Raw genomic sequence first — 15,813 nt, 5'->3', positions numbered from 1 at the left:
GTGGGGATTTTGAGTTTAAAATTCGATGGTAAATGTAGTTCCCTTATTAACTTCACTTTCTACAGAAATCCTTCCGTTTAATGATTCAATTTGGTTCTTTGTTAAGAATAAACCAATTCCGACAGCATCTTTATTATAATGAAATGTTTTATACATCCCAAATACTTTGTCTTTAAACAAATTCATATCAATCCCTCTGCCATTGTCAGAAATTTTTAAATATTTCTTCTTCTCTATTTTGTATGTTTTGATATTTATAACCGGATCTTTATCCTCATGTTTGTATTTTATAGCATTAGTAATTAAGTTCAATAAAATACTTTCTAAATATGCTGGGATATAATTAATTTCTTCAAGTTCACTAAAGTCTTTCTGAATTGTTGTTTTACTATTGCTCATCATTTGTCCAATACCACTGGTTACTATTTTTAAGGTATCATCAAATCTAATCAGCTTTTTTTCCTGATCTTTATTTGTATGAATAGCTACAATCTCATTAAGATGCTCTATAGTAATGTTCAGACTTGTAGAGATTTGACCTATTTCCTGAATTAATTCTATTTTCTCAGAAGGATCAGATATATCTTCTATTAATTGAACCAATAGAGATAAATTGCTGGTATGAGATCTTAAATTATGAGATACAATATGCGCAAAATTAAATAACCGTGAGTTTTGAGAGGCAATAATATCCATAGAACGTTGTAATCTTAATTCTTTTCTTTTGATATCATCTATATCCTGAAAAACCCCTCTTACACCAATGATTTCTTTATTTTCATTATAAACAGGTTTACCAATTGCTCTAACCCAAAATACTCTTTTATTGGCAGTAACCATTTTGATTTCGGTATTGAATGGAGTGCCAACCATAGCGCAGTTAAAGAATAAATCGGCGGCTTGTTGTACACAATCTTCTGCATAATAACTTGCAGAATCTTTTAGTGATGGGATATAGTCGTCTGGGTATTCTAGTATTCTTCTGGTTTCGAAATCCCAAAAGCTCTCTTTTTTTATAAAATCAACATACCAACTTCCAGTAGAAGTCATCTGGGCTGTTTCTTTGTAATAAAAATTATCTCTGGTAATTGTCTGACTAGGTTCTAATATTATTTCAAAAAAAAATATAAAATTGATTTCAGATTTTATGTTTACAGGCAGTTCATCATTAGTGCTACATCTAAACAATTGATATTCTCCCTGTTTATTTAAGATTTTTATATGTTGCTTGAAATCAATACTGTTTCTTTGGTAATTAAGAAAATTATCTCTAAAAACCTCTAGGTCATCTTTATGGATTAAATTATTTAAAAAATAATCAATGTTAGCCTCAACCTCTTCTTTTTTATAACTTAAAATTTTATAAAATTTCTCTGACCAGATTTCTTTATGCGGATCACTATGTAACTCCCAATAACCCGTATTGAAATCTCGCATTACATTATTAAAGAGTTCATTTTGAAGCATTAAAGATTTAATTAAAAAGAAAGGTTCTAACAATATAAGAATTTCTAATTATTTTCTTCGATTTTGTCTAATCTTATTGATAAGGCTTTGGTTGAAATTTGGACCTCTATGAACGATAAAAACAATGAAATCATCAAAGCAAATAAGCTAATACCAAATATGATATTGGCCAATTCCATTTTTTCAACATATAACAGGAACATAGTAACTACACTAGTGAGAAAACTGATAATAGCAATAGCTTGCATATTTCGTATCAACCATAATCTTTTTCGCAAATTTTTGATCTGCAAACCTGTGTTTTTTGAGGGAGTGGTTAAATATTCACTATGCAACTGTCTGATTAAAGCAGCAATAGCTAAGTATCTTGCGTTATAAGCTAGCATAGTCAAAGATATGGCAGGAAATAATAATGCTGGAATACTCATAGTAAGAACCATAAAGATGTATTTTTTGTAACACTAATTTAGGCTAAAAGTTAATACTCTTAATAGTTAGTCTAATGATTTTAGCTTAACAGAGGTGAACAACATAAATTAATTAACCTCGAAACTTACTTCTTTATTTAATTTTCCATCCGTAATGTATACCTTATATGTTCCTACAGGAAGATAATATTTATCATTCTTGCTTTTAGAAATCTTTTCATCTGGGAATTCTTTTTCAAGAATTTTTTTACCTTTTTTAGAGATAGTAAGATCGTAATTAGTATAATTAATTCCTTTATCCGCCTTGGTAGTAAATTCCTGTAATACTTTACCATCATCTATAGTAATTTTGATTTGGATTTCTCTCGGTTGTAAGGTGAAGAACTTAATTGTTTTTGATGGTTCATAGGCTTCTAGCCATTTGCTCCAGGTATTACCCCAACGCTCTGACCACTTTGCTGAAGGAATATCGAAGATATACAAAGGTGTATTTAGGATTTCTTTGTTTAAATTCTGAAGAGGTTTGATGTTAGTTTTATAAATACTTCTACCGTGTGTTCCTAATAATAAGTCTCCGGTTTCTTCGTGAATTACCAAATCATGTACGGCTACATTTGGGATACCTTCAGAAAAAGCCTCCCAACTTTCTCCTTTATTAAATGAAACATAAGCTCCATTATCAGTTCCGATATACAAAACGTTTTCATTGATAGGGTCTTCTTTAATAACATTTACTGGTGATAAAGGAAGGTTTGCGCCAATGTTTTTCCAACTTTTGCCATAATTATCACTCGAGTATACATAAGGTGTAAAATCATCCCATCGATAGCCATTTAGCGTTACATACACTCGACTTTTATGATGTGCAGAGGCAATTACTTTTGATACCCAAAGGTCTTTTGGAAGCGCATTAGAGATCTTTTCCCAGCTCCCGCCTGAGTTCTTGGTTAGATATACCAATCCGTCATCACTCCCTGTATAAAGTAACCCAAATTGGGAAAGTGATTCTGATATCGTGGTTATAGTTCCGTAGGCGACATTGCCTTTTTTCCCTCCATTTGTTAAATCACTAGAAATTGCAGTCCAGTCATCTCCTTTATTCATTGATCGCATCAATTTATTTCCTCCTAGGTATAAAATATCTTGATTATGAGAAGATAATAAAATGGGAGTTTGCCAATTAAATCGATATGGTGATTCTCCTAATTCGTGTTTTGGCTGAATAAAGGTTTGCTCATCGGTTGATCGGTTGATCCTAAAATAATTTCCGAATTGAAACCCAGTATATACAATGTTAGTATCTCTGTTATCAATTTGTACTTGCATCCCATCTCCACCCAGGATACGATCCCAAGGATAGTTACCACTTTGATGCCAGGAAACATCTTGTTCTGCATTATTTGGGCCTACCCATACGCCATTATCTTGTAATCCTCCATAGACATTATATGGTGTTGAGTTATCAACATTAATGGCATAAAACTGACCAACATTTGGCTGATTAGCCTTAATCCAATTCTCACCATCATCAAAAGAAATATTCACTCCTCCGTCATTACCATTAATTAGGTGATTTGGGTTTTTTGGATTAATCCATATAGAATGATGATCCACGTGAACATTTTTACCATTAATACTTTTAAATGTTTTTCCTCCATCTTTAGATTTCAGGATAGGAACTCCGGCAATATAAACGTGATCTTTGTTTTTTGGACTTACCGCAATTTGCGCAAAGTAATATCCATAGCTGTAAAAGATATCATCGAGATACTCATCATGAGTTTTTTTCCAGGTTTTACCGGCATCATCACTTCTATATACTTCAGCACCAATTACAGGTGTATCAAAAAGCATAGAATTGGCATCTTCCAGATATTTTGCTAAGTCTATAGGTTCAACCGTGCCGCTTCGGACTAATTGTTTGATGTTTTCGGATCTATATTTCTCCTGAAAATTATTAGTTTTAAGAAATACGTTTAGTTTTTTGTCATCAAGATTCAGAAAATCTTCTTTAGACATGGTTTTAAAATCTTCTTTATCTAATCGAGAACTATCTTTTTCATCAGAATTATCTTTCTCTCTTCTAAACTGATTATCATGCACAACATATACTGTGTTTTCATCAAAAACCGCTATGCCTATTCGTCCAACACCTTCTCCAGTGGGAAAACCACTTCCTTCAACAGAAATTTTCTTCCAAGTCTTTCCTGCATCTTCACTTTTATAGATTCCTGACCCCGATCCATTACCTTCAAAATTCCAAGCTTTTCTATCTTTATCCCAAGCTGCAGCATATATGATATTAAAATTATTAGGCGTATATGCCAGATCAATGATTCCAGTTCCACTATTTATAAAAAGTGTTTTCTTCCAGGTTTTTCCTCCATCAGTAGTTTTATAAACACCTCGTTCTTCATTATTAGAATATAAATGTCCTGTAACTCCAACAAGTACTTCCTCTGTATTATCAGGATTGATTATAATTCTACCAATATGATGAGAATCTGTTAACCCTACATTTTCCCAGGTTTTTCCTTTATCTGTGGATTTTAAAATTCCTGTACCAGCATATGATGACCTAGACGAATTATTTTCACCTGTTCCCACCCAGATTGTACCGTTAGTCCAATCTACAGCAATGTCCCCTACATTAATTGTTTCTGCAGTATCTAGAATTGGGTCGAAAGTAGTTCCGTTATTTATAGTATGCCATAATCCACCGGAGGCATATCCTACATAAAATTCAGCAGTATTATTGGGGTTTACATCTACATCTACTACACGACCACTCATAACAGAAGGCCCGATATTTTCAAAAGGAACATGTTGCACAATTGAAGAAGCCTCCATTTGTTTTTTTTGAAGTAAAGCTTTTTGAACAGCTTCCGAATTAGAAGCAGGTTGTTGTGCAAAAATAGATGTGGTTATATATAGTAAAGAATAAAATAAGAAAGGTGACTTCATATGATGATTATTTATCAATGCGGAAAGTATATACTATTAAAACAAAGTCAAAATTTTTACATATTGTTTAACAATACATCCTTTATGCTTTAGTATTTTTGGGAAAATTCAAAGATTATCAAAATTTCTCGGAAATGAAATATCACCAAATAGATAACAAACTCTTTATTAAGAATCGTAAAAATTTTACTGCCAAGATGAAACCCAATAGTATTGCGGTTTTTAATAGTAATGATATTTATCCTATTAGTGCTGACAGTACTATGCCTTTTGAACAGCATCGAGATATTTTTTATTTGAGTGGTGTGGATCAGGAAGAAAGTATTCTGGTATTGTTTCCTGATGCTCCCAATGAAAAACATCGTGAAATGCTGTTTTTAAAGGAAACAAGCGAATTAATTGCAGTTTGGGAAGGAGAAAAATTAACAAAAGCACGTGCTCTTGAGGTTTCAGGGATCAAAACGGTGTATTGGCTTCAGGATTTGGAGAAGATTTTCTTTGAGATCATGACACAATGTGACACAGTGTATGTAAATACTAATGAGCACTATCGATCTAATGTAGAGACCGAAACCCGTGAAGATCGTTTTACTAAATGGTGGAAAGCCAAATATCCTGCACATTCTGTGGCTAAGAGTAATCCAATTTTGCAACGATTACGTTCTGTAAAAGATCCAATCGAGATCGAATTGATGCAAACGGCTTGTAATATTACCGAAAAAGGATTCCGTAGACTTCTAGGTTTTGTAAAACCTGGAGTTTGGGAATATAATATTGAAGCTGAGTTATTACACGAATTTGTAAATAATAGATCTAAAGGTTTTGCTTATACACCAATTATTGCCAGTGGTAATAATGCTAACGTATTACATTATATAGAAAACAATCAGCAATGTAAAGAAGGAGATCTTATCCTAATGGATATTGCTGCGGAGTATGCTAATTATTCTAGTGATTTATCACGTACCATTCCGGTTTCAGGAAAGTATACCAAACGTCAGAGAGAAGTATACGATGCTGTATTAAGGGTGAAAAATGAGGCAACCAATATGTTGGTGCCAGGAACTATTTGGGCAGATTATCATGTAGAAGTAGGTAAAATAATGACTTCAGAATTATTAGGATTAGGGTTGATTGATAAAGCTGATGTAAAAAAAGAAGATCCCGAGTGGCCTGCATATAAAAAGTATTTTATGCACGGTACATCACATCATATAGGGCTGGATACGCACGATTATGGTATTCTAACAGAACCAATGCAGGCAAATATGGTATTTACTGTTGAACCTGGAATTTATATTCCAGATGAGGGATTTGGAGTCAGATTAGAAGATGATGTTGTGATTCGGGAAAAAGGAGAGCCTTTTAACCTGATGGCTAATATACCTATTGAAGCAGAGGAGATCGAAGAGTTGATGAACAGGTCATAGATCCGATATATGATTAAAAAATGCAAACCTTGAAAGCTAATACTTTCAAGGTTTTTTTGTTACTCATAGAATATTTTGAGCCAAATATTCGTTGAATATCAAAAAGCATAAAACTTAGTCATGAAACGAATGAAAATTACTGCCGGGCATCAACAGGCCATGCCATATCTGGTAGTGGATAAAGCTGAAGATTTTATCGATTTTATCAGAAAAATCTTTAATGCCCAAGAAATGATCAGAAAGGTTGATACAGATTATAAAATTCAACATTCTGAAGTTATGATTGGAGATGCTACAATCATGATTTCGGAAGCAACGAAATCTTATCCTGCCCAGCGCACTTCTATGTATGTGTATGTTAAAGATACAGATCAAACATATTATAATGCCATTGATGCAGGAGCTAAATCTCTTATGGAGCCTATGGAAGAAGACTATGAAGCTCGGGGAGCAGGTTTTCTTGATCCATTCGGGAATACTTGGTGGATTGCTACTTTAAATTAATCACAGCCTAAATCAACTTGCGAGCTTTCATCATTATTAGGAAAACAGTTACCTGAATTAACCTGTTCAGGTACATACCTTCTTAGATCTGGATCTCTTAAACTATTGGTTATAAAAGATGTGATGTTTTCTATTTCTTCATCAGTTAAATTGATGTTTCCAAATTGAGAGGCCAAGTTTTCAGTTGGTACTTCAGTACTTTGTGGGATACCATCATTTTTATAAATAACTACATCTTTTATAGAATTAAATGTGGAACCATGGCCATAAAAACCATTATCTACAATGTTGTATAGTGTGGGTGTTTTAAATTTATAGTCATCTTCAGCTTTCTTCGTAAAACTGCCTCTTCCCTTCTTTATATTCTCAAAATCTACACTTGCTAAAACTGTTGCTCCGTTAGAATTATCAAAATCGCCCATTCCAAAAGCATAGAAGTTTTTATCATTTAATGCCGGACCAGTATGACATTCGTAACATTTTCCTTTACCAAAAAAGGCAATCGCTCCTTTTTTCTCACTGTCACTTAAAACTTCGTTATTACCCCTTAACCATTCTTGCCACGGAGATTTATTTGCCAAAAGTGTTCGCTCATATGCAGCGATAGCTAAGGCAGCTGTTTTAGTAGTGTAACGTTCAGCTTCAGGTAAGTTTGAGTAGGCTTGATCAAATAATGTTTTATATCCATAAGTGTTTACAAAGCTTTCATCTATCAACAAGCGATGAACATTTTGCCCTTTTATAGCTTGAACTTCTATTCCTTGAAAACCTTCAAAATTTTCTGGAATATTATCCCAATTAGCTTCTGTTCCAGAATTGGTTCCTGTACCACCAAATTGCCCGTTCCAAAGCATAACATCTTGGTAAGCAACATTAAGGATAGTGGGAGATCTTAGAGGTTGTATGTCTACTGAATCTACAGGCACTTGATTATCAATTATTCTTTTTTCTCCTTTTAATCCAAACCCAATGCCACATTCACCAATTCCTTGGCGTAATCCTGAACTAAAACCGGCAGCAGCTTGATGACATGAGGCACAAGAATAAGTAGCTTTCATGTTATCAAGCTTAGGATTTCCTCCTGTTGCTGTTTCATGAAGAAGAAGTTGACCCAGCACAACTTTTTCTTTAGTTATTGGATTTAAAGGGTCTTGAGGAATTTTTGAGTAATCTTCACTATCAGGTAGTATGAAAAAAGATTTTCCTGCCCCATTTGATACATCAAGTAGAAGTTTTTCTAATTCACTATCAAGATTAGAAGGAATAGGTTGATAATCGTCATTAGCACAAGAAAATAAAAATAATGTACTAAGACTAAGAGTAATTATTTTTCTCATAGACTTCTTGGGTATAAAATATGGTTTGTAATTGTTAGTTGTTTTCTGAGACGAAATTAGTAAAAACCATATAGCTGTGAAAGGGGCTTTTACCCTTAAAACTTTGAGTTGAAAAATGCTTTAAGAACATATATACTAATTAATACTCTTTATTTATTTCTGTAAAACAAAAAAATATTCATAAGTACAAAAACCAATAAAGCTGGTAATAGCCAAGCCAAACTATAATTACCTAAAGGAATTATATCCATTATAGGTTGCACTTGTTCTTTGAATCCTATAGAAGCCAGAAAATCAGGTAAACTGAATATAATTGTTGTAATAACAACTCCTCTAAAAATTAACTGTGAGCTCATTTTTTCAGGTAATACATTCAGTAAGATCAAAATAATGGTAATTGGGTAAATAAACATTAGAGCGGGGATAGCTACCACGATAATATCGTGTACATCTAATTGCCCCATTAAAATGCCTAGCAAACACCCGAAAACAGCGGTTATGATATAAGCGGGTTGAGATTCTTTAAAAACGCCTTTGATAAAATCTGCAGTACCTGTTACAATTCCAACAGCGGTCGTAAAACAAGCCAGAGAAACCAAGACACTTAAAAAGGTATTGCCAATACTTCCTAGAGTTTGCAAGCTTAAACCTGATAGTAATTCAGTTCTGGTGATGTCTTTTTCAAAAGTAGTATTAAACAAAGCTCCATTATAGATTAGTCCGGCATAAACAAGAAAAAGCCCAATACCGGCAATGATTCCGGATTTTCTTATTAAACTTTTGTTGTGCTCGAAGCTATGTTGACCTTTTAACCTAAGTGAAATAATAATTACACCACCAACGACAACAGCTCCGATTGCGTCAAAAGTCTGATAACCTTCAAGCAATCCACTGATTACAGGTGTCTCGAATTCTGAAGGATTCATGGGTAGATGTGAAGAAAAAATACCAATACATATAATACTAAGGATAACAATAAATATAATTGGAGTTAAAAATTTTCCTAGGATATTCAATATTTTAGAACGATTAAGTACAAAAAACAATACTAAAGCGAAGTATAATGTACTTGTAAGCAAAGAACTAGTACCAAAAAATGGTTGAATTGCCATCTCATGGGTTACTGAAGCTGTTCTGGGTGAAGGTAAGGATATGGAAATTGCATATACAATAAAGCAATAAATCAAACTGAAGGTCGGTGACACTTTTTTACCAAAATCCAACATCGTTCCTTGTAATCTGGCATGTGCAAAGATTCCAAGAAGGGGAAGTACCACTGCAGAAATAACAAACCCTAAAGTTACCCATAACCACATGTCACCGGATTTAAACCCAAGATTAGGTGGTAAAATGAGATTGCCAGCGCCAAAAAACATAGAAAATAGTGCAAATCCGGCAATGAAGGTTTCTTTGTTAAATTTCATCTACAAATAATTTTAAGTTCGATCTTTAAGAATTTACCTTTGCAATATAATGACTTTAGCATACAAAAAAATTAAAATAAATTATACAACTGATGGTCAAGGAGTGCCTGTTGTATTTCTACATGGATTTCTAGAGAATGCTACAATGTGGAAGAGTATTACGCCTCATTTTATAGATTCATATCAGTGCATCACAATAGACTTATTAGGCCACGGGAAAACGGAATGTCTTGGGTATATACATACTATGGAAAGTATGGCAGAAGCTGTAAAAGCGATATTGGATCATTTAGAGATTTCTCAAGCCATATTCTTAGGCCATTCTATGGGAGGGTACGTTTCATTGGCTTTTATAGATCTTTTTCCTGAATTAGTTTCGGGTCTAGTTTTGCTGAATTCTACTTCTTATCCGGATAGTGAAGAACGAAAAATAAATAGAACACGTGCAATTGAGGTGGTAAAGAAAAATCCCGATGCTTATACTAGTATGGCGATAGCTAACCTTTTTGCAGAAGAAAATAGATTAGTTTTTGAAAAAGAAATTGAATTTATTAAGGAAGCAGCGTCAAAAACTTCTTTGCAAGGAATTATCTCTGCTCTTGAAGGAATGAAAGAAAGAAAAGATTATAGACTTATCCTTAAGAGTTTTAAAAAACCTAAAGTAATTTTTGCCGGAGAGAAAGATCCGGTATTAAATTATAATCAAAACCTTGAAGAAGTAAAAACATGTAAGATTGACCTTATATCTTTTGATGGAGGGCATATGACATATATAGAAAATAAAGAGGATTTTTTAGAAAGACTTCAAGAGTTTTTTAGTATAAAGTTAGCTGTAAAACCATAACATTTATTTTTGTTTTAGATGCGGTAAAATGGTTGGTTAAAAAGGATGAAATACATTTTTTATAGGTAAAAAACACATAAAAATAGGGTTTTTAGTTAAAAATCAGGGTTTTACCATAAATTTTTCTTACAAAACGCTGATTAATAAGAATTTTATTATTATTATTGTATTGATAATGAATATTTAACCCCTATTACGATGAAGAAATCTACCCCACATTCGTCATTTTCTTTCTCAAAAATTTACTGTTCTCTTTTTGGTCACAATTATGTGTTTTCTAAAAGTGTAACACATCATATAAAAGAATATACTTGTTCTCATTGCAAAGAGCAAGTTACTACAAATAGCAGAGGAAGATTAGAAGTAATGACTCCTAAATTAAAAGAAATTAATGATGCTTTAGCTTCTGTACATGCTAAGAAAATAGCTAAAAGTAAAAACAATACTACATTTCAGGCTGCATCATAATTATTCTTTTATTGGATTCCACCCCTGAGCTTGTAATTGAATCTTCTCATTTGCTCTGGTTACTAAACCAATACCGCTTTTCTCGTCCGTCATGTGACCTATTACCGTAAGGTTAGGATTAGCTTTGATTTTAGGAAAATCTTCCTGCTTAATTGTAAATAATAATTCATAATCTTCTCCGCCATTAAGGGCAACAGTTGTACTATTTAGTTTAAACTCTTCGCAAGTAGAGATTACAGCAGGATCTAAAGGTATTTTTTCTTCATATAAATTAACTCCAACCTTAGATTGTTTACATAAGTGAATAACTTCTGAAGATAATCCATCGCTAATATCAATCATACTGGTAGGTTTTACTTCTAATGCTTTTAGCAATTCCGGAATGTCCTTTCTTGCTTCAGGTTTAAGCTGTCTTTCTATAAGGTATGTGTACTGATCAAGGTCTGGTTGCGAACTTGGATTTACATCAAAAACTTGTTTTTCTCTTTCTAATACCTGAAGACCTAGGTAGGCAGCCCCAAGATCTCCTGAAACTACTAATAAATCATTATCCCCAGCACCGCTTCGATATACCAAATCCGATTCATTAGCATGTCCCATAGCAGTAATACTGATAAGTAGGCCGGTAGTTGATGAGGTAGTATCCCCTCCAACAACATCAATGCCATATATTTTTGCCGCGGTTTGTATTCCTGAATATAATTCTTCTAAGGCCTCTAGAGGGAATCTATTAGATACAGCTATAGATACCGTGATTTGTGTAGCAGTGGCATTCATAGCGTATATATCTGATAAATTTACCATTACGGCTTTATACCCAAGATGTTTTAGAGGCACATAGGTGAGATCAAAATGAACACCTTCTACTAACAAATCTGTAGAGACTACACATTTCTTGTCTTTAAAATCCAAAACAGCAGCATCATCACCAATACCAAGGATGGTAGAATTCTGAGTGATCTTAAAATTTTTGGTCAGATGATCAATAAGTCCGAACTCTCCTAATTCTGATAGTTGTGTTCGAGATGTATTTTTGTCTTCAATCATAAGTGCAAAGGTAGCTAACAATGTTGTCGTAATATATAAATATCCCAATTTTTCGGGATATTTATATATTTAATCCACATTGTGGAGTTTAACTCTACAGGGCTCTCTTAGAATTCAAAAGCTATATATCCGCTGAATACTTAATGGGCTAATACAATGTAGTTGAATATGAAGACGGTATCCTGATTTCTCTATAATGGGAGCAGAATAACATCAATAACACATTTTCTTTCATAATTAGCATTGATAGTATCATCACTTATAGCTAGATTGTCTATAAATGAAATGTCTGATGTTATCTTTATTGTATAGTCACCAGTAGCTCCAGCACTTTTTCCCCAATCTCTAGCTACAGCTATATTGTATGTTCCATCTTCTGGAATTATTATGGTCTTATATTTTACGTCTTCATCTTGTTGTTTGCAACTTAAATAGTTGGTGTCGTTATCAATAAGTAAATTAATATCAGATAACGCTTTAGATACTTTTGTTGCTACAACAGAGTTACCAGAAACGTCTTCTATTATTATCAAAACTTTGGCTCCCTTTTTAAAATTAAAAGAATACACATCTTCGCAGCTTTCTGATTGGTTGCAATCCCAGGATCCTTGTTTTTCGTATGAAGTGATAGATGGATCTACAATTATAATATCATCTCCTTTAGTACAACTTATTGATGATAAGAGCACAATTGCCAATACAGTTTTTAAAATTTTTGTTTTCATGATAAAAGTTTTTGTGTTTTATACTCTTATATCAAAAACATCAAAATTTTGTTACCCCCAGTTCTTTTAAAAAGGAAGTTTCCTTTCTTAAATATTTACGATTCTTTGATAAACCCTTGTGAAATAGTTTTTTAAATTGAACGTTACTTAAATAATACCGGAAAAGTTTGGTATTTTTGATAAAAAGGGAAAATCATGAAAAAATTGCTCAGACTTATTTTAGTGCTATGTATTGGTGTGTTTTGTATTATGTGCAGTAATGATGATAATGGTACTATAAACCCACCAAATCCTACGAACCCTCCGGTTAGTTCTAATCTTTGTGAAGGAGTTTACCCCTGTAATGGAATGGAACTTGTCTCTAGAATATCTCTAACAGATATGGGAGCAACTGAAGGAAATGATAGTTGGGGATGGACTGATCCGCAGGATGGAAAGGAATATGTTATTATGGGATTAGATAATGGAACCGCCTTTATAGATATTTCTACTCCAGAGACACCTGTGTATTTAGGGAAATTACCAACAGCAACGGTAAGTAGTAAATGGAGAGATGTTAAAGTATATAATAATCATGCATTTGTTGTAAGTGAGGCCTCAAATCATGGAATGCAGGTTTTTGATCTTACCAGATTGCGAAATGTTACTAATCCTCCGCAAACTTTTACAGTAGATACACATTTTACTGATTTTGGAAGTGCCCATAACATAGTAATTAATGAGGATTCTGGCTTTGCATATGCAGTAGGAACAAGTAGATCTGGTCCTCTTAAAGGAGGTCCTGTATTTATTAATATTCAAGATCCTTTAAACCCTGTTGCTTTCGGAGGTTTTTCTGGAGGAAATGAACCTTACAGTCACGATGCACAGGTAGTAACGTATAGTGGGCCAGATGCAGATTATACAGGAAAAGAAGTCTTAATAGGAAGCAATGAAATTGAAGTTGTAATAGCGGATATCACAGATAAAAGCAATCCAGTAACGATTTCCACTATAAGCTATTCTAATGTAGGATATGCGCATCAAGGTTGGTTCACAGAAGATCAAAAATATTTCTTATTAGGCGATGAATTTGATGAACAACGTATTGGATTTAATACACGAACAATAGTTTTTGACTTTACAGATCTGGATAAACCCGTGTTGCATATGAGTTATGATGGATCTAATTCATCTATCGATCATAATGGTTATGTAAAAGGGGATAAGTTTTATTTGGCAAATTATACATCAGGTATTAGAGTTATTGATATTTCGGATATTGGTAACAAAAATATGACCGAAACAGCCTATTTTGATACATTTCCTAACAATAATGCAGCGAGTTTCGATGGGGTATGGAATGTATATCCTTATTTTGATAGTGGAAATATTGTAGTGAGTGATATTAATTCTGGTTTTTTATTACTTAAAGAGAGTTCTCAATAATTTCCTTATTATACTTTTTTCCTTATCGTGTCGTTATCAAAAAACTCAACTAATTATTTTTAAGGGTTTTAAAAATGAAGACACAATACTTATACCTATTATTAGGAATTTTATCTATACAATTACAATCTCAAACAATCTGTGATAACGGTTTTGCAGGTTCCTATCCATGTAATAATTATGACCTAATGTCACATATTCCGCTCTCAACGATGAACGCTGGAGCAGGTAATGATAGTTGGGGTTGGACTGATCCACAAGATGGGAAGGAGTATGCAATTATTGGATTAAATAATGGAACTGCATTTATAGATATTTCTGATCCTATTAGTCCTGTATACCTGGGTAAATTACCAACAGCGACTGGTAATAGTGATTGGAGGGATGTAAAAGTATATAGTAATCATGCTTTTATCGTCAGTGAAGCTTCTGGTCATGGAATGCAAGTTTTTGATCTTACCAGATTACGAAATGTTTCTAATCCACCTCAAACTTTTACTGCGGATAAACGTTTTACAGGTTTTGGTAGTGCACATAATATTGTAATCAATGAAGATACAGGCTATGCATATGCAGTAGGAACCAGTAGATCAGGAACCTATAAAGGGGGTCCGGTATTTATTAATATTCAGGATCCCAAGAACCCTATTGCAGCAGGAGGTTTTCTTTCTGGTGGAGATAGAGCTTATAGTCATGATGCACAAGTAGTAGTTTATAATGGTCCAGATAATGATTATACTGGGCGTGAAATCTTGATAGGAAGCAATGAAATTGAAGTTGTAATTGCTGATATCACAAATAAGTCAAACCCTGTTACAATATCTACAATTAAGTATTCTGATATAGGATATACTCATCAAGGCTGGTTCACCGAAGATCAGAGGTATTTTATTCTTGGAGATGAAACTGATGAGCAAGGGGTAGGATTTAATACACGCACCGTAATTTTTGATTTTACAGATTTGGACCTTCCTAAGCAGCATATGATTTATTCAGGGCCTACGGCCGCAATTGACCATAATGGTTATGTAAAAGGAGATAAGTTTTATTTAGCTAATTATCGAGCAGGTTTTAGAGTTATTGATATATCTGATATTGCTAATAAAAGTATAACTGAAATAGGTTCGTTTGACACCTATCCTTCTAGCAATGCAGCTGCATTTAACGGGGTATGGAATGTATATCCTTATTTTGATAGCGAAAATATTGTAATAAGCGACATTGAAGGTGGTTTTTTTCTAGTACGTGAGAGTAATACATTAAGCACACCTAGTTTTTCTACGAATTCTAATTTTTCTATGTTTCCTAATCCTGCAACCTCAATACTTACAATTAATGGTAGAAATGGATTTCAGCTCGAAAAAGTAGAGATCTATGATATTTTGGGAAATAAAATAGATGAAGTGAAAAACTTCGACACACCAATAAGCAGTACTACTTTTACTTTTGATTATACCACAGGTATTTATGTAGTCCGAATTAATGATAACTTCGCTAAAAAACTGATTATTGAATAGGAAATAATCTGGTCTTACTAATTTGATTTTTAATTCATTGGCATTTAATAAAATGTTAAAGCCATCTCATTAACAACTATTTATGTTAAATAAAGCTTAACAGTATTAACTCTTTTAAAAACTGTTAAAAAAACCCAAATTTATTTCATAAATTAGGTAACTATATAACAATAAGCTTTTAATATGACCTAATAATTTAAAAATCCAACTAACTTTTTTTTAATACACAA

Annotated in this window: 13 protein-coding genes; 6 read left to right on the top strand and 7 right to left on the bottom strand. The window is 33.2% G+C overall.

The window, feature by feature from the left end; all coding sequences use genetic code 11:
- Positions 1 to 15: 15 nt before the first annotated feature.
- The 3 genes from J8M14_RS07160 to J8M14_RS07150 all read right to left on the bottom strand — a co-directional run bounded on the left by J8M14_RS07160 (position 16) and on the right by J8M14_RS07150 (position 4,859).
- The gene (locus J8M14_RS07160; protein WP_211073913.1) at positions 16 to 1,467 is read right to left on the bottom strand and encodes a PAS domain-containing sensor histidine kinase; all 1,452 of its coding nucleotides are present in this window, start codon (positions 1,465 to 1,467) and stop codon (positions 16 to 18) included.
- Between the two features lie 44 nt (positions 1,468 to 1,511).
- Positions 1,512 to 1,907, bottom strand: a complete 396-nt coding sequence (locus J8M14_RS07155; protein ID WP_211073912.1) for a DUF2721 domain-containing protein — start codon at positions 1,905 to 1,907, stop codon at positions 1,512 to 1,514.
- Between the two features lie 96 nt (positions 1,908 to 2,003).
- Complete coding sequence (locus tag J8M14_RS07150) at positions 2,004 to 4,859, bottom strand: glycosyl hydrolase (protein ID WP_211073911.1); 2,856 nt, start codon at positions 4,857 to 4,859, stop codon at positions 2,004 to 2,006.
- A gap of 134 nt (positions 4,860 to 4,993) precedes the next feature.
- On the opposite strand from J8M14_RS07150, the gene J8M14_RS07145 reads away from it, so the two are divergent.
- A complete protein-coding gene (locus J8M14_RS07145; protein ID WP_211073910.1) occupies positions 4,994 to 6,289 on the top strand; it encodes an aminopeptidase P family protein in 1,296 nt (431 codons plus the stop codon).
- A 120-nt stretch (positions 6,290 to 6,409) separates the two neighbouring features.
- Entirely contained in the window at positions 6,410 to 6,793 is a 384-nt protein-coding gene (locus tag J8M14_RS07140; protein ID WP_211073909.1) for a VOC family protein, read from the top strand.
- Here the strand turns inward: J8M14_RS07140 and J8M14_RS07135 are convergent.
- Both J8M14_RS07135 and brnQ read right to left on the bottom strand, forming a co-directional pair.
- Positions 6,790 to 8,130 (bottom strand): cytochrome c peroxidase, encoded by a 1,341-nt coding sequence (locus tag J8M14_RS07135; protein ID WP_211073908.1) that lies wholly within the window; start codon positions 8,128 to 8,130, stop codon positions 6,790 to 6,792. The genes J8M14_RS07140 and J8M14_RS07135 overlap by 4 nt on opposite strands.
- A 149-nt stretch (positions 8,131 to 8,279) precedes the next feature.
- Entirely contained in the window at positions 8,280 to 9,554 is a 1,275-nt protein-coding gene (brnQ, locus tag J8M14_RS07130; RefSeq protein ID WP_211073907.1) for a branched-chain amino acid transport system II carrier protein, read from the bottom strand.
- 49 nt (positions 9,555 to 9,603) lie between these two features.
- Between brnQ and J8M14_RS07125 the strand changes: the two genes are divergently transcribed.
- Positions 9,604 to 10,398, top strand: a complete 795-nt coding sequence (locus J8M14_RS07125) for an alpha/beta hydrolase (protein ID WP_247672576.1) — start codon at positions 9,604 to 9,606, stop codon at positions 10,396 to 10,398.
- 198 nt (positions 10,399 to 10,596) lie between these two features.
- Positions 10,597 to 10,866 (top strand): hypothetical protein, encoded by a 270-nt coding sequence (locus J8M14_RS07120; protein ID WP_211073906.1) that lies wholly within the window; start codon positions 10,597 to 10,599, stop codon positions 10,864 to 10,866.
- Here J8M14_RS07120 and thiL read toward each other — a convergent pair whose 3' ends face one another.
- Together thiL and J8M14_RS07110 are read right to left on the bottom strand one after the other, a co-directional pair.
- Complete coding sequence (thiL, locus tag J8M14_RS07115) at positions 10,867 to 11,913, bottom strand: thiamine-phosphate kinase (protein ID WP_211073905.1); 1,047 nt, start codon at positions 11,911 to 11,913, stop codon at positions 10,867 to 10,869.
- A gap of 191 nt (positions 11,914 to 12,104) precedes the next feature.
- Positions 12,105 to 12,638, bottom strand: coding sequence for a hypothetical protein (locus tag J8M14_RS07110; RefSeq protein WP_211073904.1), 534 nt, complete (start codon positions 12,636 to 12,638; stop codon positions 12,105 to 12,107).
- Positions 12,639 to 12,833: 195 nt separating this feature from the next.
- Between J8M14_RS07110 and J8M14_RS07105 the strand changes: the two genes are divergently transcribed.
- Positions 12,834 to 14,066 carry a choice-of-anchor B family protein gene (locus J8M14_RS07105; protein ID WP_211073903.1) on the top strand — a complete coding sequence of 411 codons (1,233 nt, stop codon included), beginning with the start codon at positions 12,834 to 12,836 and terminating at the stop codon, positions 14,064 to 14,066.
- A gap of 74 nt (positions 14,067 to 14,140) precedes the next feature.
- Positions 14,141 to 15,583: a choice-of-anchor B family protein gene (locus J8M14_RS07100; protein WP_211073902.1), complete on the top strand. Its 1,443-nt coding sequence runs from the start codon at positions 14,141 to 14,143 to the stop codon at positions 15,581 to 15,583.
- Positions 15,584 to 15,813: the final 230 nt, after the last annotated feature.

Source organism: Aquimarina sp. MMG016 (assembly GCF_018100805.1).
Lineage (GTDB): Bacteria > Bacteroidota > Bacteroidia > Flavobacteriales > Flavobacteriaceae > Aquimarina.
Note: the sequence above shows the minus strand (reverse complement) of the source record. Positions and strands in the feature narration are given on the sequence as shown.